Below are 25,875 nucleotides of genomic sequence, written 5' to 3' on the forward strand. Positions count from 1 at the left end.
GGGTAAGGCCGGTTGGTGCAGGCTCCATTATCCCACAGGCATCTTCACTACCCTAAGGGCTAAACCGCAAAGATGGTAGAAGCCTCTATTCAAGGAAATAACTAATACAAGTGTGATAAACACCAATAGTATTTTCGAGGAAAACCATTCTTGTCCCCATAAGTTACTACCGAGTAACCCCATCTTTTCCGCCTAAGGCTATTAACCCACCCGAGGACCAACCGGTAGTATGAGATGACCGGTAAAGCACTCTGGCAAAACCCCACTCCTTTCGCACGGAGCACCAGCGAGCTTTACCCCACCACGCACCACAACTTTTAGGGACTTAATGAAACAATTAGGGACACCCCTCTCTGCTGCCCTGCGCGCGCCCAGCCTGCGCACCGGCGTCCTTGCCCTGTGCGCCAGCGCCACTCTAGCCCTTGCGGCCTGCGGCTCATCCGACAGCAACGCTAGCAGCTCCGAAAGCGCTTCAAGCTCAGCCTCTGCAGCAGCAGCAACCGCAACAAATAGCGCCGGTGAAACGCTCACCGAAAACTTCGCGGGTTCCGAAGCCCTCGCTGAAGCGAGCGAAGCCGCTGTAGACACCGAAGAAGTTCAAACCACCGAACAGCTCTACACCGCTATCCAAGGGGCGCTCGGCGGAATTGAACCAGCTACCGGGTCCAGCGATGCAAACAGCACCGGGGAAGAAATTTCCAGCGATACCGAAAGCGTTCAAGCCAACGAAAACGCGGTTGATAGCTACGTCTCTGCAGAAACCACAGCGCAGCTTGAAGCGGCAGCCACCGGCACAGCCCTTGACCAGTACCTTGCCACCGCAACCGAGTACGCCCAGTCAGGCTGGCATGTTGAGGGAACCTCAGCCGTCGTGGGCACCCCCCGCATCGCCGATGGTGAGTACAACGGCCAGGCAGCCAAAATCATGGAAGTCTGCCTCGATTCCTCGGGAGTCAAAGTTGTAGATGCTGCGGGTAACACCGTCAGCTCCAACCAGTTCCCCCGCTCACTCAACATTTTTACTCTGGTCGAAAACAACGGGGAATGGAAGATTGCTTCCCACGATTTCCCCAACAACGCAGATTGCTAAACACACATGAAAAAACCCTCACTATTTACTAAGATCGCCGTTGGTGCGGTCGCCCTGGGCGTTGGCGTCTCCGTCATCCCCGGTGCTATTGCAACCAACGAGTATGTAGCCAACGGTCTCACTACCGAAACCGCAGCGGCGTCCTGCTGGGAAATCAAGCAGAACGACCCCGAATCCAAGTCCGGCGCCTACTGGCTCTGGACCGACGAAATGGACGCCCCCGCCCAGTTCTACTGTGACCAGGAAACCAACGGCGGTGGCTGGGTCATGATCGGCCGCGGCCGCGAAGGATGGACCGAAGACTACGCTGGCAAGGGTGACCCCCGCGAGCTGGCAACCAACCCCGACGGCACGGACGCCTTCTCCCCCGTCCAGCTGCCCTCTTCCACCGTGGACGCCCTGCTGGGCGATACCAAGGTCCAGGATCTTGAGGACGGTGTCCGCTTCTACCGTGCTGGCAACGCAACTGGCACCACCTGGCAGAACATGTACGCCAAGCGCACCAAGACCGAAGACTGGTCCTGGACTCTTTCTGCCTACCACCCCTGGGAAAATATCCGCTACGATAACGACCCCGCACTGGGCGCTGACCGGAGCTATGCGACCTCGGTCAACCGTATCTCCAACAATAACGACTACTACTACTCCAACAACTTCTACGGGCGTAGCAACCAGTCCTGGAAGATCGGCTTCGCCTACGGCCGTCTCGTTCAGGGAACCGATACTGCGACTTCCTACCTCTGGTCCCCCCGCCGGGCAGGTTACGCTATTCCCTTCACCCAGGTTTTTGTGCGCCCCAAGATTACCCAGGCAGACCTAAATCTGACCAATATCGCAGATAGCGGTACCGCAGCGGCCACCGAACGCGCCCTGCCCGCCAGCTTCTCTTCCCGCGTCACCTGGCGCACCAGCCCTAACAGTGGCACCGGCTCCACCAGTGAACTCAACACCCGTGTGCAGGCCATTAACCAGTTGGGCGATACTGTCTTCACCGGTGGCGACTTCGCCTACGTTGAACATGCCACTACCGGTGAGAAGGTCCAGCAAAAGTTCATCGCAGGCTACAACGTCAATACCGGTGAGCTGGTGCGAACCTTCACCCCCCAGCTCAACGGGCAGGTCAAGGCAATCTCCCCCCTACCCAACGGCAAGCTTGCTGTAGGTGGTGAGTTCACCCGCGTCAATGGGCAGCCCTCCAATGGCTTCGTCATCCTTGACCCTGTAACCGGCGCAACCGACACCTCCCTGGGCTGGGATGTCGTGAACCGCAACGCCAGCGGTGTCTCCTTCGTCAAGTCCATTGACGTGCAGGGCAACTACGTTTACATCGGTGGTAACTTCACCCACGTTAAGGGTGCCACCTCAGATACCTATGCCTACTCCAAGAACATCGCCCGCTTCCGTCTCAACGATAACTCGGTTGACTGGTCCTGGCGCCCCGTAACTAACGGTACCGTCAACGGTGTTTCTGCAAGCGATCAGGGTGTTGCTATCGGTGGCTACTTCTCCACTCTGAACGATCAGCGTGCTTGGAAACTGGCCTACATCAATACTACCGATGGCAGTGCTGCCCAGAACTGGGAGTGGACTCTGTCCCACCGCGCAAACAACCCTAATGCTCGCGACGGCTTCCAGTTCGATGTACAAGATGCCGGTTCGACGGTCTGGACGGCCGGCGCAGAGCACCTGGTAGCCCAGTACGACAAGGCTAACCTGAACAACCGTTTGACCGCTGCTATCACTAAGAGCGGCGGCGACTTCCAAGATTTGTCCATGGATAATGGCGTGCTCTACGCTGCCTGCCACTGTGGTGACTGGATTTACTACGGCGCCACCACCCACGACAATCCCTGGGACGCCCCCACCTATAACGGTGTCAACACCATCCGCCTGATTGCAGCTTTCGATGCTCAGACCGGCGAGATCCTGCCCCAGTTCAACCCCAGCCTGCAGGGCCAGCGCGGCCATGGCATCTGGGCCTCCTTCACCGACTCCACCGGCACCCTCTGGGTCGGTGGCGACATTACCCGCTCCCTGGGCTACAACGGTGTGCAGCAGACTGTCGGTTTCGCCCGCTACGCGCCCGCTGATTCTACTGCTCCGGCTACCGCGTCCAACCTCTCCGTCACCACCGACGGAACCACCGATACCCTGTCATGGACCGGTGTTTCTGAGCGCGGTGTCACCTACCAGATTCTGCGCGACAACCGCGTTGTTGCCTCGACCTCAGACACCAGCTACAAGCTGCCTGCTACTGAGGACGCCCGTTACTTCGTTCGCGTGGCAGATGCTGCCGGTAACGTCTCAGCCTCCACTCCTGTAGCTGTAGCCGCTAAGCCCGCTCCCAGCCCGGAGCCCACTGTAGATCCTACGACTGAGGCACCGGTAGAGCCGACCGCTGAGCCCACGGTGGAGCCCACCACCGAGGCACCTGCTGAGCCCACTGCGGAGCCCACCACTGAAGCTCCCGCTGAGCCGACCGCTGAACCTACTACCGCAGCGCCGTCCGCTTCCCCCTCAGCTAGCGCAAGCGTCAAGCCCATCGAGGAAATTACCGAAGAGCCTGCTCCGCCGGTAGTTGAAGAGAACCCGGCCCCTGCTGAGCCTGTAGCACCGGTTGAGCCGGTCAAGCCTGCAGATCAGAAGGTTGTTGCTTCTGGCGATAAGTGGGATGTAGCTTTCGTACTGACCAATGAGTATGACAAGACCTGGCGCAATACCAACTACGCCTATAACACCGCCCGTCAGTGGTACGTTGCACCGACCTCCATCGGTTGGGGCGAATTCTCGCTGGCAAACCGCGTCCAGTTCGCCTACTACAATCAGCCTATGTCGATGTTCCTGCGTAAGGAGATGCAGCTGACCCCGCAGGCTAACCAGGAGCTGGTTCTGACCACCTACGCAGATGACGGTATCGCTATCTACGTCAACGGCCGCGAGGTCAACCGCACCAACCTGATGGCTAACGCAGCTCCCAACACCCCGGCGCGGAAGGCTGTTCCCTACTCACTGGCCAAGGCAACCCCGATTACCGTGGTTGTTCCCGCTAGCCAGCTGAACCAGGGTAAGAACGTGATTGCCGTTGAGGTTCACTCTTACCGCCGTTCTGAAAGCGCAACCTTCGATATGGAAGCAGTTCTGCGCACTAAGTAAGGCATATACCTGCTGGTAAGAGTCTGTGGCCCGTGCTCGATGAGCACGGGCCACGTCTTTTTCTTCAAGACGGCAGAGGCGGACGCCGGTATTCACCCCGACAGGATGAGTCAGCGGATCTGGGGTAAGAACATATTGAAGGTCATAGTTTTGTGGGCTAGTTTTCACCTATGGCTGGCACAGTTGTTCACCTAAAATTAAGTACTCGGGCGTGTTCCTCTCGTTTGAGCTCCTAACCATCGCACTGTGGTAGCTCTGCCTAAGACTCAGAGCCACGCCCGTCTCGCACACACTTTCAAGGATTAACTAGGGTTTATGACTAGCACTCGCACTTTGGCCCCCCGTGGGTTTAGGGAAACACTGACGCAACTGAATTCTGCCCAGAAGTCCGGGGTCGGGGTGCCCGCCTATACTCGCTGGGTCAACCGCCGTGTTGCCCGTATCTTTGCTGCAGCTGCGGTCAAGATTGGTCTGGGCCCCAACGGGGTAACGGCTCTCAGTGCCAGTGTTTCTGTACTGGGTATGCTCCTGATGATTTTCTTCCCACCTTCACTACTCCAGGGTCTGGGCGTGGCCCTGCTCTTTGCTCTGGGCTACGCCCTAGATTCTGCGGACGGCCAGGTAGCTCGAGTAACGGGGGCGTCCTCCCCCGCCGGTGAGTGGCTTGATCACGTAGTTGATGCTATGCGCACCCCCGCCATGCATCTGACTATTCTGGTGGGCTTTATCAAGTACCCGGCAGCTTTTCCCTTTACCGGTTGGCAACTCTGGTGGCTTCCTCTGGCCTTTACCGTGCTGGTAACCGGGCATTTTATGAGCCAGATTTTGGCAGAGCAGCTGCGTAACAACCGGGGCACTGCGGCCCCAGCAACCGGTGGAACCCTCCGTTCTTTTGTGAACCTGCATATGGATGCCGGTACCTTCTGTTGGATTTTTGTTTTCTGGGGCACCGGTCTTGGCTTTGTGCTGGTCTACGGTCTGCTCTTTGCTGCTAATGCCGCTACCGTCCTGCTGTCCATGCGTCGTAAGTTCGTTACTCTCGCTCAGCCGGTAGGTGCCTAATGCAGAGCGTTTCCGTTATTATCGCCACCAACGGCAAGCGTCCTGAGCTACTGCGTACCGCGGTTACCGCTCTTTTCGAACAGACCTACACCGGCCCGGTTGAGGTGCTGGTGGTCTTTGACCACGTTGAGATTGACCCGCTCACCGACGTCCCCGTCCCGGAAAATCGCTCCCTGCGTACCATCCTCAATACCCGCCCCCAGGGTCTAGCCGGTGGCCGCAACACCGGTATTGAGGCTGCTGCGGGAGAGATACTGGGGTTCTGCGATGACGACGACTACTGGCTGCCAACCAAGCTGGCCGACCAGCTAGAGCTCTGGCAGTACGCCCCGCAGGCAGTTGCGATTTCTTCGGGTATCAGGGTGCGTTCCGGCGGTAAAGACATCGACCGTCTGGCCCCGGCCCGAGCTACCTTCACAGATTTTCTCCGCTCCCGCATTACCGAGATTCACCCCTCGGCGATGCTCTACCGCCGCTCAGATTTGGTAGGACGCGTGGGGCTCGTTGACGAGGACCTCCCGGCTGCCTACGGTGAGGACTACGACCTGCTCCTGCGCGCCACTAAGTTCGGTGATATCTACTCGGTCGAAAAGCCGCTGGTCCTGATTCTCTGGGACCGCCCCTCCTTCTTTGCCGGCAAGTGGGAAAACATGGCTGCGGGTCTCACCTATCTGCTGCGTAAGTTCCCCGAGTTTGAAAGCGACCCCAAGGGCCTAGCCCGCGTCTCTGGGCAGATTGCTTTTATTCACGCTGCGCTGGGGAATAAAAAGCTGGCTCTTGCCTATGTACGAGCTACGCTGCGCCGTGATCCCGCGCAGCTACGAGCCTGGGCTGCGTTGCCTGTTGCCCTGGGTCTGGTGAGCCCCTCTGCACTTTTGGCGGCTGTGAATAAGACTGGTCGAGGCCTTTAAAGCTCATGACCGTGCTGACTCCAACTCACCGCCACAATCGCTTCTTATCAGCTGTGGCCCCCACGGCCGGGGCTCCCCTACCAGCATGGCCTATCCTGGTCCTGCTCTACGGCTTTCCTTTGGTCTGGGCCATGGGTCTCATGCAGTTCGCCCCTACCATTCTCGCTGCTTGCATGATTGTGCTCATGGTCATGCGCCGCCATGTACTGGTGCATTCAACCATGTGGATCTGGTTTGCCCTCATGTTCTGGGGAATAGTTTGCCTTGTTTCGATTGATACCGCATCGGAATTCCTGGGCTGGTTCCAGCGCTATATGAACATCTTTAACGTGGGTATCTACACCCTCTATTTCTTCAATGCCCGCGAGCGCATCCCCAACCACGTGATGCTGGGCGGTCTGCTGACGATTTGGTTCACGGTCGTCATTCTGGGCTATCTGGCTCTCGCCTTCCCTGATTTCCGCTTGCCTACTCCCATGAGTTTTATTCTGCCGGGGGCCCTGCTCAATAATGAGCTGGTCAAAGACTACGTGCTTCCGCCCATGGCTGAGGTCCAGTGGCCCTGGGGGGCCGAGGTAGCCTACATTCGCCCGTCCGCTCCTTTCCCCTACGCTAATTCCTGGGGCCTGGCCTATGCGCTCCTGACTCCGGTGGTTTTCGCGGTGATGACCGGTGTGCATTCTAAGAAGATTCAGCTGGGGCTGGGTTTAGCTGTCGCTGTGTCGCTGGTGCCCGCTGTGGCAACGTCCAATCGCGGTATGTTTATCGGTCTGGGCTCGGCTTTTGCCTACGTACTCTTCCGTCTCTTGCTCAAGGGTGACTGGCGGGCTTTAGGTATCGGTGCTGTGCTGGGCGTTGGCGTGGTGACCTACCTGCTAGTTTCTGGCGCTGTCGAGGATATTTTGGGCCGTCAGGAGTACTCTGACTCCACCGGTGGCCGCGCCTCGCTCTACGAGCTGACCTTTGAATACACCCTGCGCTCTCCGCTGGTGGGTTACGGCACCTCGAAGATGGCCGACAGCGTGGGTGTGTCGATGGGTACCCAGGGCCAGGTCTGGGCGCTGATGTTCTGCTTTGGCTTCGTGGGTCTGGGGCTATTCCTGCTGTACGTGGTCTCGGTTTTGATCAACACCTGGAATATCGCCTCGATTACCGGCATGTGGGTTCACTCGGTGATTGTCTCGGCACTGGCTGTGGTTTTCTTCTACTCTTTTGACGTGATCCAGCTGACCGTGCTGATGCTGTCAGTTGCTCTAATGATGCGCTCTCGTATGTACGGGGAGGGTTTGTGATGGCTCGTTCTCTTGCTCGGAGCGGGGCTTTCTCCTCCCTCTACGTGATGTACGGTTCTGCTGCGGCTTTCGTGGCTACCCTGATTGTTTCTAACGGGGTGGGCGAAGCCGGGGCCGGCGCCTTCTTCCAGGTCATGGCTTTCTTCGCAATTGCCACTTCTCTCTGCGTATTCGGTGCCGACACCGGTCTGGTGCGTACCATGAGCGCCCAGCGTGCCGTGGGGCGCTACTCTAGCCTGCCCCAGCTCATGCGTTTTGCTGTCGGCCCGGCAACCGTCATTGCCCTGGTGCTAGCTCTAGGGGCTCTGCTCTGTGCGCTGCCAGCTGTGACCCCGAATCTGGGGGCGGACGTCCGCGCCGCGGTTCTCGTCTCTGCCCCCTTTGTGGTGGTGGCGGCCTGGATGACCCTGTGCTTTGGCGCCCTGCGCGGGCTGGGGCACACGGTTGAGTTCACCTTCTTGCAGTCAGCCCTGCTGCCGACCCTACGTATCGGTGCAGTGTTACTGGCGGTGGCCTTCTCGGGAGCTATTGCCTACCTGGCACTTGCCTGGGCTGTGCCCCTTCTGGTGGTTTTTGTGGTGGCAACGCTCTGGGTGCGGAAATATATGCCCCAGCAGGAGGACGTGCCCAGCTACCCGGCTCGCCACCTTGCGGTTGAGCAGGTGCCCACTAGCGCTGTGGCAGCCCCCGAGTCGGCCCGTTCTTTCTGGGCTTTTAGCTCGGCTCGCGGTGTCTCTGCCATGGTTGAAGCGGTACTGGAGTGGATTGATGTGCTGCTCATCGGCTTCTTCTTGGGGCCCGCTGCTAGCGGTATTTACGGTGCCGTCAATCGCTGTGTTCGGGTGGGCGCTATGGTTGAACACACCGCCCGGGTGGTCACCGGCCCCGATATCTCAGCAGCTATCGCTACCGGCGACCAGCTCCGGGCCCGCCAGATTTTTGTCTCGGCTACCCGTATTCTGATTGCTGTCGGCTGGCCCTTCTTCATTACGCTTGCCGCCTTTGGCCCGGTTCTCTTGGGTTTCTTCGGTGAGGGCTTTACGGCAGGTGCCCCGCTCTTCTTTATCATTGGGGCGGCGATGCTGGTGCAGATGGCGGCAGGCGGTGTGCAGTCGGTTCTCCTGATGAGCGGACGCGCCCGCTGGCAGCTCTACAACAAGCTTTCGGCTTTGCTGGTGGCGCTTGTGCTGAACCTGGCGCTCATCCCTCTCTGGGGGCTGGCCGGGGCAGCAACCGCGTGGGCGGCTGCCGTCCTCACCGACTGTGGTCTCGCTACAGCCCAGGTCTACGGCAAGCTGGGCATCCGCCCCCGTCTCACCGAGGTCCTGCCAATTATGGCTCTTGCAGCCCTTACACCGGGTGTGGGGGCAGCGCTGACCATCCTGCTATGGGGGCAAAGTCTGCTAGCCTTAGCTGCCTATGCGTTACTCCTTGTCCCCCTCTACTTAGCCCTGATCTACCGTTTCCGCCGAGCGGTCGGTCTTGAAACTCTCGTCGCATCAATCACTCGCAAACTTCGCCGCTAGGCTCACAGACTCCTAGGGAAGGAACACACATGGAACGCTCTTCACGAGCCCGCGCCAATGACCAACAGGCAACCCCTATTTCGCTGGGGGCAGCCGTCCGCCGCATCCTGCGTCACAAAATCGTTGTACTCATCAGCACTCTCATCTTCGCTGCCCTGGGCGCAGTCGCCGGCCTAGCCCTGCCCCACTCTTATGAGTCCAAGGCCGTCATCAACGTCACCCAGCCCAGTGCCGGTGCCAGTGGCCTGCGTGCTGCCCTCAACTCCATCGACATGGACACCGAAGAAGCCATCGCCTCCTCCCGTGTGGTTCTGCAGGCCGCAGCTGACGAGCTGGGCATGGACGTAGCCGACCTTAAAGACCAGGTCACCGCAGCAGGGCACTCCAATAGCACTATCCTCGATATCATCGTCAATGCCAAGGACCCCAACGAGGCAGCAGATATCGCCAACACCGTTGCCCGCGCCTACCTGGCCCATCGATCAGATACCCTGCGTGCCAGCCGAGAAGAGACCCGAGAGAACATCGACGCTGTCTCTAACGGTATGGATAAGGCCCTCGTTGACCAGGCAATTCTGACCCTAGAAGCAACTTCTACCGACAGCGGCACCATCATTTCAGAGGCCCAGGTGCCCGACGCCCCCTCAAACTTTAGCCTGGCCCAGACCATCTTCATCGGTGGCGCCATGGGTCTGCTCATCGGTATCTTCGCAGCCTACGTTGTAGACCGCACCAACCGCACCCTGGGCTACTCAGAGCGCCTCTCAGAAATCTCAGGGGCTCCCGTCTCCATCATTGCCCGCGGTGCCGAAACCGAATCAGCAACCCAGCTGTTACGCCGTATCGGCGTAGCAGACGGGCGCCTCAAGAACGCCGATCTGCGCGGCATCACCATCTTCTCCCCCACCCCCCGCGCAGCAGCCTCGCTGACTTCCCTGCTCACCGGTGTCCTCACCGATAGCAACTACAGCATCGCCGACGCCGCTACTTTCAACGCCCTGGGCCTGGAGAACCTCAAGGACCACATCAAGCAGAACTCCCCCGTCATCATCGATGCCCCCGCGTCTGCCTCGACATCAAAGGTCCTGCTTGCCGCCGACCATACCCGCGTGCTGCTGCTGCCCTTTACCTCAAAGAGCACTGTCAAGAGCGCCCAGCGACTCTTCGACGAGCTCACCCCGGCCAGCTCCACCCAGGTCATCCCCGTCTACTTCGACGCACCCACCCAGAAATAAGCAGCCATGAAAGTACTCCTCACCGCAAGCGCTGGCGGCCACCTGGCCCAGCTCATTGCCCTCGATAAATTCTGGAAAGAACACGACCGTGCCTGGGCCACCTTCGAACTGCCCGAAGTCAAAGCTGCTCTAGAGGGCGAGCGCACCTACTGGGTGCACTTCCCCACCACCCGCAACATTCCCAACGCTATTCGCAATATCGGGGTAGCCTGGCGGGTGCTCCGTAAGGAGCGGCCCGACGCGGTGGTCTCCACCGGAGCAGCGGTCGCGGTGCCCTTCTTTATCATCGCTAAGCTGTTGGGCATCAAGACCGTTTTTATCGAGGCCTACGACCGCATCACCATGCCCACCCTCACCGGCCGCATGTGCTACCCCATGAGCGACCTCTTTGTGGTGCAGTGGGATGAGCAGAAGAAAACCTTCCCCGAAGCCGTCAATATCGGCCATATTCTCTAGGAGGCTGCCGTGACAGAAAACCCGCGCCCGGATGCCGCCCAGGCTAAGGCTTACGATCTAGTGGTGTCTCTGGGCACCGACCATCACCATTTTGACCGGCTGATTCAGTGGGTTGATTCCTACCTGGCAGATCGGCCAGAGATTACTGCTCTGGTGCAGCACGGTTTCACCGCGCCTCCCCAGCATGCGGACGCCGTCGAACGCATGCCCCGCGCCGACCTGCTTGATCTTTACCGGGCTGCCAAAGTAGTGCTGGTTCAGGGTGGCCCGGGGTCGATTCTCGATGCCCGTGAGGTCGGGGCTATCCCGCTTGCTGTACCGCGTGTGGCTGAGCTCGACGAGGTCGTCGATAACCACCAGGTTGAGTTCTCCCGGGTTATGGAGACCCACGGCGAAGCCATCGTCGTCACTAGCCCCGAAGATCTGCGGAACAAGCTGGACGCGGCCTTTGCCGACCCCGGTTCGCTCCGGGGCACCTACCGGGTGCCCGGTAGCGACCAGGCCTCAGATAACCTCTCAGCCGAGCTAGAAGCCCTGGGCACAGCCTATAACAGCGGTTTCATCCGCCGAACCGCCCAGATTATTGCCGGATTCCGCTCTCAGTAAGCAAGGCCGCTCCGCGCTTTCGCGCCCTCAAGCACACCCCGTAGAATAGGGCACGACACCTTTATCACCGCCCCTGAAAGAGAGAGCCCATGGCTGTTCAGAGTTCAACCACCATCAACGCTTCTATCGACAACGTCATCCGCGCCTTTGCCGACGAGAACTTCGCTCGCTTCGCCAGCGAAAAGGTCCGTATCTCCTTCGAGTCCTTCTCAGTTGATGGCGACCCCGCCGGCGCCTTCACCGCCGCCACCGTGCGCGCTATCCCCGCAGACCGCATCCCCGATATGGCAAAGAAGCTCCCCGGTGTATCCAACGGTGTGACCGTTTCTCAGGTTGACCGCGTCTCAGCTCCCGCAGCAGACGGCTCCCGCACCGTAGTTTCTGAGGTCACTGTCAAGGGTATCCCCGTTACCGGTAACGCAACCCAGACCCTGACCCCCGCCGGTGAGACCACCGAGGTTAAGGTCGACGGTGAGGTCAAGTGCTCCATTCCCCTGGTTGGTAAGAAGATTGCTGCAGCAGCTGAGCCCCAGATTGGCCGCGTCTTCTCAGCCCTGGGCACCAGCGCCGAAGAGTACATCAAGGCTAACTACTAAGAGTCTCTAGATACCGAGGACGCCCCGTCCTCCGTTCCCTTTCAAGGGGAAGGAGGGCGGGGCGTCCTTCGTTATCTCTGGGCTTCGCTCTAGGGCAGGAAGCAGTTACGCAGCAGCGGCGACCGGGGTGTTGAGGGCTTCGAGTGCTGCCCGTAGCTTGGTGCTGGAGGTGTGGGCGGTGTAGGGGAAGTAGACTACCTGCACGCCGACCTCAGCGAAGCGGTTTTCCAGGTCGATGCCGCGCTGGGTGCCCTTCCAGTCGTCGCCCTTGAAGAAGGTGTTGAAGCGAACCTGCTCCCAGGTTTCGAGCTTGTCGACCACGGTTTCAGCCCGGACTTCGTCTACGAAATCGATGTGGGAGACAATTTCCATGCGCTCAGCCAGGGGCACGATGGGCTTACGGCCCTTGGTGAGTTCTAGCATTTCGTCGGAGACCACTCCGGCGATCAGGTAGTCGCAGTTCTTTTTAGCTTGGCGCAGGATGTTGAGGTGGCCTACGTGGAAAAGGTCGAAGGCGCCGGCGGCATAGCCGATGTTCATGGGTCCCCCAGGTGTGCGTATGGGCGCGGTGCGAGCGCGCTAGTACGGGTGTGTTTGTCTTTTAACCCTACGTTAAGGTTCGGGGCAGGGTAAGGACGCAGCCGGGGCCACTTTGGGGGACACCCCAGGTCAGAGGGTGGTTGGGGTAACAGAGAAACCCACCCCGCTGCAGCCCGACAGAGGCGGACGCTTTGGGGTGGGTTCTGTGCGCTGAGCTGGGGCTTTAAGCTGAGCTAGGATTTTATGCCGGGTTAGGCAGCCGCTGCTTCCTTGGTGGCTTCTTCGGCTGCAACCCAGGAGAGCATGGCGCATTTCACGCGGGCTACGAATTTGGAGACACCGGCAAAGGCGGCGGCATCACCAAGGACTTCTTCGTCAGGTTCAACCTGGCCGCGGGAGCGGAGCATTTCGCGGAAGTCGTCGACGAGCTTCTGGAATTCCTGGGTGCTCATGCCGGGGGCCATTTCTGAGAGTACGGAGGCTGCGGCCATAGAGATGGAGCAGCCGTCGCCTTCCCAGGAGATGGAGTCGATGGTGTTCCCGTCGTCATTGAGGATGACGCGTAGGTTGATTTCGTCGCCGCAGGTGGGGTTGTACTGGTGGTTGGTTGCGGCGCGGGTTCCGTCAGCGGGGTCGATGAGGCCCTCGCCAGATCGCTGCTTGGAGTGTTCCAGAATGATTTGCTGGTAGAGCTGTTCAAGGCCGCTCATAGTCGGTGTCCTTCTTTCACGGTGTGGTGGCTAGTTGCGCTTATCTTTAGTCGGTGTAGCCGAAGTAGCGGCGCACCTTAGCGAGTTCTTCGATGAAGCGTTCTACGTCGTCGGTGGTGTTGTAGATGTAGGCGCTGGCGCGGGTTGAGGCGGTGATGCCAAGAGCCCGGTGCAGGGGCTGGGCGCAGTGGTGGCCTACGCGCACGGCGATACCCTTTTCATCGAGAAGCTGGCCGACGTCGTGGGGGTGCACGCCGTCGACGTGCACCGAGGTGAGTCCAGCTCGGGGCTGGCCTGCTGCCGGGCCGATGAGGCGGACGCCGGGGATCGAGCTTACGCCGTCGGCAAGGAGCTGGCCGAGCTTGGATTCCCAGGCATGCACCTGCTCCATGCCCAGGTGCTGGAGGTAGCGTACGGCTTCAGCCCAGGCTACGGCCTGGGAAACGCGCTGGGTTCCTGCCTCAAATTTGATGGGGGCGGGCATCCATTCGGCTTCGGTCATGGTGACCTTGGTGATCATGGAGCCACCGGTAAGGAAGGGGGGCATGGCTTCAAGCAGCTCGTTACGGCCGTAGAGGGCACCGATACCGGTGGGGGCCAGCATCTTGTGGGCTGAGAAAGCTGCGAAGTCTACGCCGAGTTTTTTCACGTCGACGGGCATGTGGGGCACTGACTGGCAGGCGTCCAGCACCGTCAGAGCTCCGACCTTCTTAGCCAGGGTGACCATGAAGTCCACGTCGGTGATAGAGCCCGCTACATTTGAGACATGGGTGAAGGCAAGGATGCGGGTGCGGTCGGTGACGATTTTCTCGGCAGCTTCGTAGTCAATGAGCCCCTGGTCGGTGACGGGGATATAGCGCAGGGTTGCACCGGTGCGGGCTGCCAGAATCTGCCAGGGAATGACGTTGGCGTGGTGTTCCTGCTCGGTGGTGACGATTTCGTCGCCCTCTGCCAGCGCGAAGCGGGTGGCGGCGTCCCCACCGATTCCAGCGGACGCATTGCCGAAGGAGTAGGTGAGCAGGTTGAGGGCTTCGGTGGCGTTGGAGGTCCAGACCAGCTCGTTTTCTGCGGCGCCAACGAAGGAGGCTACGGTGCGGCGGGCGTCCTCGAAGGCGTCGGTAGCGTCAACGGCAAGGGTGTGGGCACCGCGGTGGACGGCGGAGTTGGCACCAAGGTAGTAGTTGCGTTCGGCGTCGAGGACCTGCAGGGGGTTCTGGCTGGTGGCACCGGTATCGAGGTAGGTCAGGGGGTGGCCGTTGACCTCGCGGTTGAGGATGGGGTAGTCCTTGCGAAGTTCGGTGACGAGTTCGTTGGTGAGCTCTGCCCCGGCTGGGGTGCGGTAGCTGCTGGCCACTGTCTTTGCCTTTCCGTTGGGTACGCCTGGTATAACGGCATGTTTTTCTAGCCTATTCCCTGCGGGGCGGAATTGGTAGTTAGGCTGAGCTTGGGGACTAGAAGAGGCCACAGATACACGGCTGAGAGGCTTATTCTTAACGGAATTATTCCCATCGCAACCTTTCATCGCATTTATTAACACCCACAAGGACAATTTGCACAATCTGCCGTGCGATCAAGTTCACCACAAACCTATTTTCCCACATTTAAAGAATAAAACACCAATTTTAGTTCTTACCGAGAGGATGGATGGGACTCGGCCTGGAAATAGTATAGATAAATGAACCCCACCGATGGCCCAGAATAACCACAGAAGCGCGAAGAATAGGGGCTATCCTTTTTTCACTCTTTGCTCGATAGTAATATTTTTTAAAAATATTAAAGTCATTAATTATCCCCGAAAAGCCAAGATTAGATTTAAATAAATCTTGATGCCTCTTCCAACACAAAACCTCAGATTTTGCGATTAGAAAGTTTTTATAAATCTTCACCTTAAAAGAGGAAGGAGTACTGTAATAAATCCAAAAATCAGATTTATTATGACACCGGTATCCCATCTTATTTATTCGAATACTGAGTTCAGTGTCCTCTGATCCGTATCGAGGCAGGGATTCATCAAATCCGCCGACTTCAAGGAGTGTACTTCTAGGAACTGCAGCGTTACAAGTTATAATCCCTGTTCCATTGATAATTTTTTGAATGGAGCTTGTTGGACGCCAATCACCTGCAGATTCCGGAATTTTTTTTGGTGGCCGAAGCCCGCCTCCAATCGCATCATGTGGCCTTCCAGATTGTGCTAGTTCTTGAAGATGATTGAGACCAGTACTAATCCATTCAGAAGAAACAACATCATCTGCATCACAAAAGAAAATATATTTACCTTGCGCCTGCAATAGAGCTGCATTTCGCGCATGCGCAGGACCACGACGCAAGTCTGCATGAATAAGTCTCCCCGGAAATTCAGGATTCTTCCTCAGAAAATCTGATACTATCAATGCAGTATCATCGTCCGACCCATTATCTGCGACAATAACTTCCCATTTTGTATTGAGTGTAAATATTTTATTTCTTACTTGTTCATTTAGCGCTACAAGCTGTTCGACTATTGTTTTTGATGCATTATATGCAGGAATTACAACACTCACTTCTTTTTCCACAGCATGGTCTGCTACTGACATTTCACACTTCCTTTCTAGCACTAAGCGCAAATATGGGGGGATATATAAATCGAATATATTATCTGATTTATTTTAAAAATTGATTGTATTTAAATATATGAAGTAAAGTCAGTCTGCCAGCAATGCTACCAGATCACGATTGGAGCGAACCGTCCATATGAGGGCCAGCAAACAAGGTGAAAAAATTGCATGCAACGAACGTGAGCCTGTGCACCTTCTTCTGAACAAGCCCTATTTAATATGATATCTCTGCTGAGTCGTTAAAAGACCATCTTTAATCAACATTTCTGCAGCATCAGCTGCATTAGAAATGAGGAAGGGCAAATCTTTCTTCTCCGCGGTTGTAAAAGGCTTCAGCACAAAATCGGCGGTCTGCATCTGGCCCGGAGGGCGACCAATACCGGTACGCACCCGGTAGTAGTTCTTAGTCCCCAGAGCCTTGCTAATATCGCGCAAACCGTTATGGCCGCCCTCTCCCCCACCGATTTTCAGCTTGATGGAATCGAAGGGGATATCGAGCTCATCGTGCACCACGATGATTTTTTCAGGGTCGATACCGTAGAACTGGGCCAGGGCAGAGACGGGCCCGCCCGATACGTTCATGTAGGTCAGGGGCTTTGCCAGCACAACTTTCGCGCCCCCCACGCCCAGGCGCCCTTCTAGGACCTGGGCACGGGCCTTGCTGTGCTTTTTGAAGTTGCCGCCCACAACTACTGCCAGTTCATCGAGCACCATCTGCCCAATATTGTGACGGGTCGCAGCGTACTCGGGACCAGGATTACCCAGACCAACGACAAGCCAAGCATCTGACATATTTTCGCCCTTCCTACGGCGCAAGAATGCGGTAAGCATGTAAAGAGTTTATCGAGTGAAGAAGGCCCGCACCGTCGTTGACTACGGTACGGGCCTTATAAAGGGTGAGGTAACTATAGAGCTTACTTAGCTTCGTCTACCTGAGCGTCAGCTTCTGCACCCTCGGGAGCGTTTTCGCCCTCTTCACCGGTCTCGGGTACGTCGAGTTCCTCGGGCTCTGAGATGTTAACAACCAGCAGTTCTGCGTCTGCAACGAGGGTTACACCGGTAGGCAGTTCAACGTCAGAAGCGTGAACGTGGGCGCCTGCTTCGCGGCCTTCGATGTTAACAACGAGAGCTTCAGGAGCCTTCAGGGCGTCTGCTTCAACGAGCAGAGCGGTTTCTTCCTGGTTTGCAACGGCGCCAACGGCGGGCTCGCCTTCAACGTGTACGGGAACCTCGATTTCAACGCGCTCGCCACGCTTAACGGTCAGCAGGTCGATGTGCTGCAGTTCGGGGCGGATGGGGTGGCGCTGGATGTCCTTGATCATGGCCAGGTGTGAGTCGCCTTCGATGTCGAGGTCGAGGATAGCGTTGGGAACGCGGGCTGCCAGGGTGGTTGCGTGGCCGGGCAGTACAACGTGCTTGGGCTCTTCGCCGTGGCCGTAGATGACGGCGGGGATGTCGCCGGCCATGCGGATGCGACGGGCGTAGCCCTTACCGAAGTCGGTGCGGACGGTTGCGGCAATCTTGATGGTCTCTGACATGAGGGCCATCCTTTCTGTGGTTAGTTATCGATGCGCCAAGTGGTGTAGTGAACTGGCGCCAGAAATCGCTTTCTAACCAGCCACCGTCAGTTCCGGACCTACCGGGGTTTCCCACCGGCATTCCACTGCCTTGGCTTGTGCGCTGTGCTCAGCGCAACCCCTCAATTATTGCGGAGTTTGTGGCTTAAAACAAGCAAGGGCGCTGGGGCACACGGTTGTTGTACACCACAGCATCCCTGCTGGTTGGGAGGCATTAGGCGAAGTAGGACGCGAGCGCTTCGCGGTGGTTGCGCGGGGTAAAGCCTGCCTCAATAATTTTCGAGAGGTCCATAGCTGAATTGGTCGGTCGAGGCGAGAAAACCTCGGCCTTCGCAAAATACTCAGCTGTAGAGACCGGGGTTACCCAATCTGCTGAATGCCCGGAAGCTTCAAACACAGTTTTTGCTAGGTCAGCCCAAGTCAAGACTTCGCCCGAGTTGGAAACATGGTAAGTACCAAACTCACAGCTATTCTCCACCAGGTGCAGGATCGCTCCAGCAAGGTCCTCGGTGAAAGTGGGGCGGCCGTACTGGTCGTTCACCACTGTGGGGTTCACTCCGCGTTCAGCCAGCGACTTCATAATTTCAATAAAGTTCTTACCATCGCCCATAACCCAAGAGGTTCGCACGATGTAGTGGCGGCGTACCGCGCGAACAGCCATCTCACCGGCAGCCTTTGACTGGCCATAAACTCCGAGGGGGGCCATCGGGGCGTCCTCTGCATACTCTTCGCCTAAGGGCAGGGAACCATCAAAAACGTAATCGGTAGAAACGTGTACCAACGGGATGCCAGCTTCGTCCGCCACCCTGGCCAAAACCGCAACGCCACTCGCATTGGCGGCCCAGGCGTCCGCGCGCCCTTCGGGAGTCTCTGCCTGATCAACCGCGGTGTAGGCAGCAGCGTTGATAATGCCGCGCAGGGAACGCCAACGGTAGGCAGATGCCCAGCTGTCAGGACGCGCCAGGTCAAGTTCCGCTCGAGTTGCTGCAATGTAGGGGGTACCGGATGCGTCAAGCTGCTTGACCAGCTCACGCCCCAGCTGCCCGTTCGCACCGACCACCAGCAGGGGGGCTGGTGCAAGGGGCTCGACGTTAGCGAGACGGGGGTGGTTCTTATCCTTCTCAGAGAGTTCTGCCTGCTCCAGAGAAATCGGCCAGTCAATCGCTACGGTCTCATCGGCGAGGTTGAGGAAGGAGTACTCCCCTTGGGCGTCCGCTGACCAGTGGTCATTGACCAGGTAGGTGTAGGCTGTGTTGTCTTCCAGGGTCTGGAAGGAGTTGCCCACCCCGCGGGGAACAAAAACAGCGGTGTCGGGGCCAAGCTCGACAGTTACGGTCTTGCCGAAGGACTCTCCGGCTCGCAAATCAACCCAGGCTCCGAAGATACGGCCGGTGGCTACCGAGACGTATTTGTCCCAGGGTTCAGCGTGGATGCCGCGGGTCGTACCTGCGGTTGCGTTGAAAGAAATGTTGTTCTGTACAGGGCCGAAGTCTGGCAGACCCGCAGCAACCATTTTCTCGCGCTGCCAGTTTTCCTTGAACCAGCCGCGGTTATCGCCGTGTTGGGGAATATCAATAACAAGTAAGCCGGGGATATCCGTTGTATGAACGGCCAATTCTTTGGGCATTACTGGCCTGCCTTTGCGTACTTGGCTTCAACCTCTGCCTTGAGGGGCTCCCACCAGGCGCGGTTATCGGTGTACCAGGCAATGGTGTCTGCCAGACCTGCCTCGAAGTTGGTGAACTGGGGCTCCCAGCCAAGCTCTTCACGCAGACGGGTGCCGTCGATGGCGTAGCGCAGGTCGTGACCGGGACGGTCTACGACGTGCTCAAAGGCGTCCTCGGGCTGGCCCATAAGGCGCAGGATGGTGCGCAGAACGGTGATGTTATTTTCTTCGCCGTTAGCGCCGATTAGGTAGGTCTCACCGACCTTGCCCTTTTCGAGGATGGTGTGCACAGCTGAAGAATGGTCAGAGGCATGAATCCAGTCGCGCACATTCAAACCTTCGCCATAGAGCTTGGGCTTAATGCCGGCCAGGATATTAGTGATCTGGCGGGGAATAAACTTCTCAATGTGCTGGTAGGGACCGTAGTTATTGGAGCAGTTAGAAATCGTTGCTTCAATACCGAAGGAACGAACCCAGGCACGGACCAGAAGGTCTGAGCCAGCCTTGGTTGAGGAGTAGGGGGAGGACGGGTTGTAGGGGGTAGTTTCGGTGAACTTAGCGGGATCGTCTAGCTCGAGGTCGCCAAACACCTCATCTGTTGAGATGTGATGGTAGCGGGTCTTGTGCTTACGCACAGCTTCAAGCAGGGTGAAGGTGCCGATAAGGTTGGTGTGGATAAAGGGGCTAGGGTCGTTGAGTGAGTTATCGTTGTGTGACTCAGCTGCATAGTGGACGACCGCGTCCGCCTGCGCAACCAGGGGGTCGACGACGTCCATGTCAGCAATATCGCCCTTGACCAGCTCAAAACGATCAGAAGGAAGCCCTCCGAGTGACATTTCGTTGGCGGCGTAGGTCATCTTATCGAGCACTACGACCTTGTGGTCGGTGTTATCTACCAGATAGTGGACAAAGTTAGAGCCGATGAAACCGGCACCACCGGTAACAAGAATATTTCCCATAGATACAAGATTACCTATCTATTACTCCTATACGGCACGACAAACCGCCAGCCTGATCTCTTTACAGTTCTTTCATGCAACAATGAAAGTATGAAGGGAATCTTACTTGCAGGTGGTACGGGGTCACGCCTCCACCCCATTACGCTCGGCATCAGTAAACAGCTCACTCCGGTTTATGACAAACCGATGATCTATTACCCTATTTCTACCCTGATGCTTGCCGGAATTCAGGACATCTTGATTATCACTACCCCCCAAGATCAAGAACAGTTCCAGCGACTACTGGGAGATGGCTCCCAATTCGGGGTGAACTTTAGCTATCAGGTTCAGCCTTCCCCCGACGGGCTGGCTCAGGCCTTTATCTTGGGCGAAGACCATGTCGGGAATAATTCGGTTGCACTCATACTCGGTGACAACATCTTCTATGGTCCGGGCCTTGGCAATCAGCTGCGTAAGTACAATAACGTAGACGGAGCCACTGTTTTTGGGTACCAGGTAGCTAACCCTACTGCCTATGGCGTTGTTGAGTTTGACGAAAATTTCAAGGCTATCTCTATTGAGGAGAAGCCAGAAGTTCCTAGGAGCGACTATGCCATTCCTGGTCTCTATTTCTACGACAACGATGTAGTAGAGTACGCAAAAGCTATTACTCCCTCACCCCGCGGTGAGCTCGAGATTACCGATCTCAACCGCATATATCTCAATCAGGGCAAATTACACGTTGAGGTTCTTCCGCGAGGTACAGCCTGGCTCGATACGGGTACCTTTGATTCGCTAGCCGATGCCACCAGCTTTATCCGTACCGTGCAAGCTCGCCAGGGACTGTCTATCGGTTCCCCAGAAGAAATTGGCTGGCGTATGGGTTGGATTGACGACGCGCGTCTTGAGCAGCTTGCTCAGCCTCTCGTCAAAAGCGGGTACGGTAATTACCTAATGAGCCTCATAAAATAAGAGGCCACGCAAACAGTTACGGGCTAGTCATAAGTCTCTTGTATACCCATTTCCGCTTTGTGAGGGCTATACACTGTTAGAATTATTTCCGGGGTTCTTACCAGAACCTAAGTACACTACACTGCTATGTCTTTGGGGCTTCCATGACCATACTTGATTTCGTGAGAATGCTACGCGCCAACCTAAAGCTTCTGCTGATAGGTCTTGTTTTAGGCGCTCTACTTGGTTTTGGCTATTCCTTGCTCCAGCCACGAGTTTATGCTTCTTCTTCCACTGGTTACGTGACCGTAGGAGACGGAGCCGGCATCGGAGATGTTATTTCGGGCTCAGCTGCGGCCAAGGAAAAAGCAGCCGCCTATCTTGCATTGGTTAACAGCGGAGCTGTTGCCGATGAGATTATCGCGGCCAACCCAGAACTTAATCTCACTCGCGGACAAATTCAGGGCAATCTGTCAGCAACAGTTGATTCGAATTCTGCACTGATTAATGTTTCTGCAACTGCCTCTTCACCCGAAGCTGCTCAGGCTTTGGCAAATAGCTCTCTCGAAGCTGTAGCAAAGGTCGCGAATGACCTTGAAGGCTCCAGCACTGTTCGGGTTATCCCTCTCGAAGATGCTACCTTGAACAAGGCTCCTGTAAGCCCCGATACCAAAAAGCTTGTTTTGATGGGAGCTGGCAGCGGGTTAGCACTCGTCTTAGCCGCTGTGCTGTTGCGTCGCACTGTTGATACCAAGCTCCGCACACGCGATGACGCGACCAAGGCAACCGATGCAGGTGTGCTAGGTGTGCTCCCCGTATCTGAAGAACTCACCGAAGAAAATATTCTCCGAGCTGGTAGCGACCATGTTGCTCAGGAATCTATTCGTCAGATGCGCACTAACCTGCGTTTCGTCAATGTAGATAACCCGCCTAAATCTCTTATTGTTACGTCGGCTGAGCCTGGTGAAGGCAAGTCCACTGTCTCAACGTCAATTGCCCGTGCCCTCGCTGATGCCGGCGAACCCGTCATTATCATCGATGCTGACCTACGCCGTCCTACCATCGCGAAGAAATTCAAGATTGATTCGAAAGTTGGTTTGACTCAGGTCCTTGCTGGGCAGGTTGAGTTAGCTGATGCAGTCCGCCAGTTTGAAGACACCCAGCTCTTCATTCTGCCCGCAGGCCGTATTCCTCCGAACCCGTCTGAACTTCTCGGATCAGATAAAATGCGTCAGCTTATCTCTGAGCTGTCAGGCGAGTTTACAGTTGTAGTGGATGTGCCTCCGGTGCTACCCGTAACCGACGCGGCTCTTCTCTCCACAGCTGTTGACGGCGTGGTACTGGTAGCAACTGTTGGAAAAACTCGTAAAGAAAACCTTGCAGAAGCAACCAGTAACCTGCGTAAAGTAAGCGCCAGCATTCTCGGCGTCGTCATTAACCGAGCACCTCGCACCGGACTAGGCAATTCCTACTACGGTTTTGCCTACAGCTCCACTGGCGCATACACCAGTTACTACGGCTCTGAGGAGAAAGGCAAGAAGACCTCAAAGAAGAGGAAGAAGAAAAACCAGGCTTCTACCTAAGCTGTTTGCTTCATCATATTGGTTTTATGCCAGTCTGCTTGACGGTAGGCTGGCATAAGGCTTATCTTCTACTATTGTATTGAGTTGGTCCTATGAGTATTCCCGATGCCCAGCATCTTGATGTTCCCTTGGCTATTCGTATTCAGCTATCCCATGCGTATTTTCAGCATCTCGCTAATAGCAACGGAATTGATTTGCTGCACATAAAAGGCTATGCCTTTGCCCAAGAAGTTTATCGTGCAGGCCGCAAAAGTACAGACGTCGATTTACTCGTCAGACCATCGCATCTAGAGCGTTTTATTGAACTTGCGCTAGCAGATGGATGGGAGATTCTTACTCATTTTGAGACAGGTTCAATTTTTGAGCATGCTATGACTCTTTACCATGGTTCTTGGGGGTTAGTAGATATCCACCGCTATTTTCCTGGTGTTGGCGATGCAGAAGGTTCTGCCTTTGAAACTCTCTGGAAGCATCGTCGTAGCAAAGATATTGCTAACTACCCTTGCTCTCTACCTTCAGTTGTAGATTCTCGCATTCTAGTGGTTGTTCATGGGGCTCGTTCCACTCATGAGAAAAATCCAGATATAGAGCACTTGCGTGAGACTCTGGCTCCAGAAGAATGGGGAGAGATGGATTTTAGGGTGCCTCAGCTCCAAGCTAATCTTGCGTACGCGGCGGCACTAGGCACTTTGGATCAGTACCAGAATCACCCGGATTACCTACTCTGGAAATCTGTTTCAGAAGACACTCCAGAATACGTACAGTGGAAAGCTCGTATTACCCATGCAAAGGGTCTCCAGAACAAAGCAAAGGTCATCGCAAGTATCTTCCTTGTTAACAAAGATCATCTAGCTATGGAGCTAGGCCATGCTCCAAGTCAGCAAGAAATTCGTGAGAAATTTTTTAGTAGGTTTAAAGGCCTTGCCCAGAATCTAAGGAGAAAATAGTGGGTGCTGTATACAGTAGATGCCCTCATACTGCTTTTGTCATGGGTTTTGAGAGCGAAGAGGCTACAGATGACGCCTCATATGTAGCTAATCTTCTGACCTCAAATATTGCAGTGCTCAACGGTCCTAGCGCCGTGATATGGGAAATATTAGAAAACCCAACGACTTCGGAAGACATCATTTTAGAGATAACTGAAATCTACGGGGTCTCGAAAGAAACTGTTGCAGCGAGCGTACTAGATTTTCTTTACGATCTAAAAGCGCAGGGACTAGTAGAAGTTTCAGAAACTAGCACATTAGAAGAAATCTAAAAGCCGTTCTCTCCCCTTTTGATATGCCTACTGTATTCAGAATTCTATAAATTATCTATTTTCTCTTTAATCTCGCGAATGAATCGCTCTTCGCTAAATTTTTCAACGTGTCTTTTAATTTTGTCCGCTGAAAACTCTTGAGAATTAAATTTTTCGACAGCTTCCTTAATATCGCAGGCACTAGGAGTTTTGATAAAGGTTCCATTCAGGCCCTCTACGATAGTGTCGAGAAAACCTCCGGCATGAAGAGCAATCGTAGGTTTTCCAAAGGCTCCGCCTTCTAGGGGAGTTATACCAAAGTCTTCATGCGATACAGCTAGTAAAGCTTTTGCATTTGCATAGGCATACTGCATTTGTTCATCCGAGATATTGTGAGCAAAAGCAATATTATCAGTACTCATTGCTTTTAGTTCTTCTGCCATGGGACCAGCTCCTACAACAAGCAGCTTTTCGTCCGTCCCAGCAAATGCTTCTACTGCATGCTGAACATTTTTATAAGGAAGAAGCCTAGAGACAATCATGAAATATCCGTCTTCCATGAAAGTCTCCAGCCCAGGAATAGGCTCTTGTCGCCCATGCTCTCCAATTGAGTAGGGAGGGAAGATAATATCTACTCGCTTACCGTATACATCAAAAATACGCTGTTGAATCGTAGACGAGTTCGCTACATAATTTTTGTGCTTTCTCGCCGCTTTCCTGTCCCACTGGCGCAAGAATGGTCTCATAGCCTTAAACACCCTTGCGACACTTTTATTGATGCGGTTCCCCATATACTGGTCTGTTAAGTAGATCCATCGAGCTGGTGAGTGGCAGTAAATAAAGCTTGCATCGGGCAGGTCGAACCCGTGGGCCCACCCGGTTGTAGATACAATCACCTTCTCTGCATGAACTTTTATTCTCCCTGAGAAGTAGGGGAGGAAAGGAAGTGCGAGGCGGTGATCTTTTCGGAAAATACCTATCTTGTTTAGGGGCGAAACAATGATAGTTGAATTTTTAAATTCAGGATAGGTATTCTCGGGGTCGTAGAGAGTCGTATAGATAGGGGCCTCCGGAAAGGCCTTGTGCAGGGCAAGCACTACTCGTTCTGCGCCGCCACGTTGAGTGAGGTAATCATGGGCTATAGCGATTGGGGGCCGCTTCGTGGCAGGCGATTCATGATCAGGACGCATGGGGCGGCTCTTTCGACTAGAAGTTTTTCTGTGCACGGTGAGGGTGGTTGATACCTGCATAGCTTGCTGATTCCACGATGAGAGAGATAAGCTTTTCCCCCATACGAACAGGTACCTTATCGACAATAGCATCTGCAATATTACCCATATATTTTACGCTAGTTTCTGTAGATATCTTTGCAAGTGCTTTAACCGCGTTCCCCCATAAGCCGTTAGGCTCTACAGCCGGAAGAGAGTCAAGGCCATGCTTTTCTAGAAAAATATTACGTGCTGCGCCGGAGAACAGCGCACGTCGAGCTTTCCCAGCTGTTGTAGTAGCAGCAATATGATGCTTAACCTCTAAATCGCGAGCGAGAACGAATTCTGCCCCTGCGTCTTTAAGCATCTTCCCCATATCTACATCTTCGAAGCCATAGAGGCGATAGCGAGGATCGTACCCTCCTACCTGACTGTATAGATTTGCTGGCATAGAGCAATTGGCAGCCCAGAACTTCCAGTGATGACTTTGAGGGGTTAAATACGCATCTTCGCGAAATTTATGATCTCGGAAGTAACCGTAGGCTCGCGCGTGTGGTGTATCTGGGTAGAGGTTATGTACTAGTCCCATCACAGCTCGGTTAGGCTTTTCCGTATGGTATGAAAGATGCGTGGCAACGTAGTTAGGTTCCATCTCAATATCATCGTCGCATCTAATAAGCACATCTGCATCTGCAACCTGGTGTCCGGCGTTAAGGGCTGCTACTCGTCCGCGGTTTTCCTCAAAGACAATCATTGAAAGGTTAAGTAACCCGCGATCAATATAATTCTGGACGACGTCAGCTGACCGATCGATATCACCGTCAATAACGACGATGACTTGAAAGTTCTTTTCGGTCTGCTTCTCTAGTGCATCAAGGGGGTAGTGAAGCTTAGCGGCGCCTCCCCTAGTTGGGATAATAACAGCGGCTGAATAAGTGCTCATA

24 protein-coding genes are annotated in these 25,875 nt (G+C 55.4%); 14 read left to right on the plus strand and 10 right to left on the minus strand.

What is annotated here, in order from left to right:
* Nucleotides 1-328: 328 nt before the first annotated feature.
* The 10 genes from L7A20_RS02640 (at nucleotide 329) to L7A20_RS02685 (ending at nucleotide 11,927) form a co-directional block, all read left to right on the plus strand.
* On the plus strand, nucleotides 329-1,090 hold the full coding sequence (locus L7A20_RS02640; RefSeq protein WP_237222315.1) for a hypothetical protein: 762 nt from the start codon (nucleotides 329-331) through the stop codon (nucleotides 1,088-1,090).
* Nucleotides 1,091-1,096: 6 nt separating this feature from the next.
* Nucleotides 1,097-4,243 (plus strand): fibrinogen-like YCDxxxxGGGW domain-containing protein, encoded by a 3,147-nt coding sequence (locus L7A20_RS02645; protein WP_237222316.1) that lies wholly within the window; start codon nucleotides 1,097-1,099, stop codon nucleotides 4,241-4,243.
* Nucleotides 4,244-4,642: 399 nt separating this feature from the next.
* Nucleotides 4,643-5,305 carry a CDP-alcohol phosphatidyltransferase family protein gene (locus L7A20_RS02650; RefSeq protein WP_237222317.1) on the plus strand — a complete coding sequence of 221 codons (663 nt, stop codon included), beginning with the start codon at nucleotides 4,643-4,645 and terminating at the stop codon, nucleotides 5,303-5,305.
* On the plus strand, nucleotides 5,305-6,216 hold the full coding sequence (locus L7A20_RS02655; protein WP_237222318.1) for a glycosyltransferase family 2 protein: 912 nt from the start codon (nucleotides 5,305-5,307) through the stop codon (nucleotides 6,214-6,216). The genes L7A20_RS02650 and L7A20_RS02655 overlap by 1 nt, the downstream gene beginning before the upstream one ends.
* Before the next feature lie 5 nt (nucleotides 6,217-6,221).
* Nucleotides 6,222-7,508 carry an O-antigen ligase family protein gene (locus tag L7A20_RS02660; protein WP_423817419.1) on the plus strand — a complete coding sequence of 429 codons (1,287 nt, stop codon included), beginning with the start codon at nucleotides 6,222-6,224 and terminating at the stop codon, nucleotides 7,506-7,508.
* Nucleotides 7,508-9,034 carry a lipopolysaccharide biosynthesis protein gene (locus L7A20_RS02665; protein WP_237222319.1) on the plus strand — a complete coding sequence of 509 codons (1,527 nt, stop codon included), beginning with the start codon at nucleotides 7,508-7,510 and terminating at the stop codon, nucleotides 9,032-9,034. Before L7A20_RS02660 ends, L7A20_RS02665 begins: the two co-directional genes overlap by 1 nt.
* A gap of 29 nt (nucleotides 9,035-9,063) precedes the next feature.
* On the plus strand, nucleotides 9,064-10,269 hold the full coding sequence (locus L7A20_RS02670) for a YveK family protein (protein ID WP_237222320.1): 1,206 nt from the start codon (nucleotides 9,064-9,066) through the stop codon (nucleotides 10,267-10,269).
* Nucleotides 10,270-10,275: 6 nt separating this feature from the next.
* On the plus strand, nucleotides 10,276-10,725 hold the full coding sequence (pssD, locus tag L7A20_RS02675) for a PssD/Cps14F family polysaccharide biosynthesis glycosyltransferase (protein ID WP_237187093.1): 450 nt from the start codon (nucleotides 10,276-10,278) through the stop codon (nucleotides 10,723-10,725).
* A gap of 9 nt (nucleotides 10,726-10,734) precedes the next feature.
* Complete coding sequence (locus L7A20_RS02680) at nucleotides 10,735-11,331, plus strand: glycosyltransferase (RefSeq protein ID WP_237222321.1); 597 nt, start codon at nucleotides 10,735-10,737, stop codon at nucleotides 11,329-11,331.
* Between the two features lie 89 nt (nucleotides 11,332-11,420).
* Entirely contained in the window at nucleotides 11,421-11,927 is a 507-nt protein-coding gene (locus tag L7A20_RS02685; protein WP_237222322.1) for a DUF2505 domain-containing protein, read from the plus strand.
* Between the two features lie 105 nt (nucleotides 11,928-12,032).
* Here the strand turns inward: L7A20_RS02685 and L7A20_RS02690 are convergent, their stop codons facing one another.
* From L7A20_RS02690 to rfbB, 8 genes are all read right to left on the minus strand, one after another.
* On the minus strand, nucleotides 12,033-12,467 hold the full coding sequence (locus tag L7A20_RS02690) for an adenylyltransferase/cytidyltransferase family protein (protein ID WP_237198666.1): 435 nt from the start codon (nucleotides 12,465-12,467) through the stop codon (nucleotides 12,033-12,035).
* 251 nt (nucleotides 12,468-12,718) lie between these two features.
* On the minus strand, nucleotides 12,719-13,177 hold the full coding sequence (gene sufU, locus L7A20_RS02695) for a Fe-S cluster assembly sulfur transfer protein SufU (protein ID WP_237222323.1): 459 nt from the start codon (nucleotides 13,175-13,177) through the stop codon (nucleotides 12,719-12,721).
* A 46-nt stretch (nucleotides 13,178-13,223) separates the two neighbouring features.
* Nucleotides 13,224-14,531 carry a SufS family cysteine desulfurase gene (locus tag L7A20_RS02700; RefSeq protein WP_237222324.1) on the minus strand — a complete coding sequence of 436 codons (1,308 nt, stop codon included), beginning with the start codon at nucleotides 14,529-14,531 and terminating at the stop codon, nucleotides 13,224-13,226.
* Nucleotides 14,532-14,799: 268 nt separating this feature from the next.
* A complete protein-coding gene (locus L7A20_RS02705) occupies nucleotides 14,800-15,750 on the minus strand; it encodes a glycosyltransferase (RefSeq protein WP_237222325.1) in 951 nt (316 codons plus the stop codon).
* Between the two features lie 231 nt (nucleotides 15,751-15,981).
* On the minus strand, nucleotides 15,982-16,563 hold the full coding sequence (pth, locus tag L7A20_RS02710) for an aminoacyl-tRNA hydrolase (RefSeq protein ID WP_237222326.1): 582 nt from the start codon (nucleotides 16,561-16,563) through the stop codon (nucleotides 15,982-15,984).
* 122 nt (nucleotides 16,564-16,685) lie between these two features.
* Nucleotides 16,686-17,309, minus strand: coding sequence for a 50S ribosomal protein L25/general stress protein Ctc (locus tag L7A20_RS02715; RefSeq protein WP_237222327.1), 624 nt, complete (start codon nucleotides 17,307-17,309; stop codon nucleotides 16,686-16,688).
* Between the two features lie 253 nt (nucleotides 17,310-17,562).
* A complete protein-coding gene (gene rfbD / locus L7A20_RS02720; RefSeq protein ID WP_237222328.1) occupies nucleotides 17,563-18,975 on the minus strand; it encodes a dTDP-4-dehydrorhamnose reductase in 1,413 nt (470 codons plus the stop codon).
* Complete coding sequence (gene rfbB, locus L7A20_RS02725; RefSeq protein ID WP_237222329.1) at nucleotides 18,975-19,973, minus strand: dTDP-glucose 4,6-dehydratase; 999 nt, start codon at nucleotides 19,971-19,973, stop codon at nucleotides 18,975-18,977. The genes rfbD and rfbB overlap by 1 nt, the downstream gene beginning before the upstream one ends.
* Before the next feature lie 90 nt (nucleotides 19,974-20,063).
* On the opposite strand from rfbB, the gene rfbA reads away from it, so the two are divergent.
* The 4 genes from rfbA (at nucleotide 20,064) to L7A20_RS02745 (ending at nucleotide 23,744) form a co-directional block, all read left to right on the plus strand.
* A complete protein-coding gene (gene rfbA, locus L7A20_RS02730) occupies nucleotides 20,064-20,924 on the plus strand; it encodes a glucose-1-phosphate thymidylyltransferase RfbA (protein ID WP_237197440.1) in 861 nt (286 codons plus the stop codon).
* A gap of 143 nt (nucleotides 20,925-21,067) precedes the next feature.
* Complete coding sequence (locus L7A20_RS02735; RefSeq protein WP_237197441.1) at nucleotides 21,068-22,486, plus strand: polysaccharide biosynthesis tyrosine autokinase; 1,419 nt, start codon at nucleotides 21,068-21,070, stop codon at nucleotides 22,484-22,486.
* Between the two features lie 92 nt (nucleotides 22,487-22,578).
* Complete coding sequence (locus tag L7A20_RS02740) at nucleotides 22,579-23,433, plus strand: nucleotidyltransferase family protein (protein ID WP_237222330.1); 855 nt, start codon at nucleotides 22,579-22,581, stop codon at nucleotides 23,431-23,433.
* A complete protein-coding gene (locus tag L7A20_RS02745; RefSeq protein ID WP_237197444.1) occupies nucleotides 23,433-23,744 on the plus strand; it encodes a PqqD family protein in 312 nt (103 codons plus the stop codon). The genes L7A20_RS02740 and L7A20_RS02745 overlap by 1 nt, the downstream gene beginning before the upstream one ends.
* Nucleotides 23,745-23,788: 44 nt before the next feature.
* On the opposite strand, the gene L7A20_RS02750 is transcribed toward L7A20_RS02745, so the two are convergent.
* Together L7A20_RS02750 and L7A20_RS02755 are read right to left on the minus strand one after the other, a co-directional pair.
* The gene (locus tag L7A20_RS02750) at nucleotides 23,789-24,973 is read right to left on the minus strand and encodes a glycosyltransferase (protein WP_237222331.1); all 1,185 of its coding nucleotides are present in this window, start codon (nucleotides 24,971-24,973) and stop codon (nucleotides 23,789-23,791) included.
* Nucleotides 24,930-25,874 (minus strand): glycosyltransferase family 2 protein, encoded by a 945-nt coding sequence (locus L7A20_RS02755; protein ID WP_237222332.1) that lies wholly within the window; start codon nucleotides 25,872-25,874, stop codon nucleotides 24,930-24,932. The genes L7A20_RS02750 and L7A20_RS02755 overlap by 44 nt, the downstream gene beginning before the upstream one ends.
* Nucleotide 25,875 lies beyond the last annotated feature (1 nt).

The organism is Rothia nasimurium (assembly GCF_928381415.1).
Taxonomy (GTDB): Bacteria; Actinomycetota; Actinomycetes; order Actinomycetales; family Micrococcaceae; genus Rothia; species Rothia nasimurium_H.

Coding starts and splice junctions, on each gene's coding strand:
- L7A20_RS02640 (WP_237222315.1), top strand. CDS start 329: ATGAAACAATTAGGGACACCCCTCTCTGCTGCCCTGCGCGCGCCCAGC.
- L7A20_RS02645 (WP_237222316.1), top strand. CDS start 1,097: ATGAAAAAACCCTCACTATTTACTAAGATCGCCGTTGGTGCGGTCGCC.
- L7A20_RS02655 (WP_237222318.1), top strand. CDS start 5,305: ATGCAGAGCGTTTCCGTTATTATCGCCACCAACGGCAAGCGTCCTGAG.
- L7A20_RS02660 (WP_423817419.1), top strand. CDS start 6,222: ATGACCGTGCTGACTCCAACTCACCGCCACAATCGCTTCTTATCAGCT.
- L7A20_RS02665 (WP_237222319.1), top strand. CDS start 7,508: ATGGCTCGTTCTCTTGCTCGGAGCGGGGCTTTCTCCTCCCTCTACGTG.
- L7A20_RS02670 (WP_237222320.1), top strand. CDS start 9,064: ATGGAACGCTCTTCACGAGCCCGCGCCAATGACCAACAGGCAACCCCT.
- pssD (WP_237187093.1), top strand. CDS start 10,276: ATGAAAGTACTCCTCACCGCAAGCGCTGGCGGCCACCTGGCCCAGCTC.
- L7A20_RS02685 (WP_237222322.1), top strand. CDS start 11,421: ATGGCTGTTCAGAGTTCAACCACCATCAACGCTTCTATCGACAACGTC.
- L7A20_RS02690 (WP_237198666.1), bottom strand. CDS start 12,467: ATGAACATCGGCTATGCCGCCGGCGCCTTCGACCTTTTCCACGTAGGC.
- sufU (WP_237222323.1), bottom strand. CDS start 13,177: ATGAGCGGCCTTGAACAGCTCTACCAGCAAATCATTCTGGAACACTCC.
- L7A20_RS02705 (WP_237222325.1), bottom strand. CDS start 15,750: ATGTCAGTAGCAGACCATGCTGTGGAAAAAGAAGTGAGTGTTGTAATT.
- pth (WP_237222326.1), bottom strand. CDS start 16,563: ATGTCAGATGCTTGGCTTGTCGTTGGTCTGGGTAATCCTGGTCCCGAG.
- L7A20_RS02715 (WP_237222327.1), bottom strand. CDS start 17,309: ATGTCAGAGACCATCAAGATTGCCGCAACCGTCCGCACCGACTTCGGT.
- rfbD (WP_237222328.1), bottom strand. CDS start 18,975: ATGCCCAAAGAATTGGCCGTTCATACAACGGATATCCCCGGCTTACTT.
- rfbB (WP_237222329.1), bottom strand. CDS start 19,973: ATGGGAAATATTCTTGTTACCGGTGGTGCCGGTTTCATCGGCTCTAAC.
- rfbA (WP_237197440.1), top strand. CDS start 20,064: ATGAAGGGAATCTTACTTGCAGGTGGTACGGGGTCACGCCTCCACCCC.
- L7A20_RS02735 (WP_237197441.1), top strand. CDS start 21,068: ATGACCATACTTGATTTCGTGAGAATGCTACGCGCCAACCTAAAGCTT.
- L7A20_RS02740 (WP_237222330.1), top strand. CDS start 22,579: ATGAGTATTCCCGATGCCCAGCATCTTGATGTTCCCTTGGCTATTCGT.
- L7A20_RS02750 (WP_237222331.1), bottom strand. CDS start 24,973: ATGCAGGTATCAACCACCCTCACCGTGCACAGAAAAACTTCTAGTCGA.
- L7A20_RS02755 (WP_237222332.1), bottom strand. CDS start 25,874: ATGAGCACTTATTCAGCCGCTGTTATTATCCCAACTAGGGGAGGCGCC.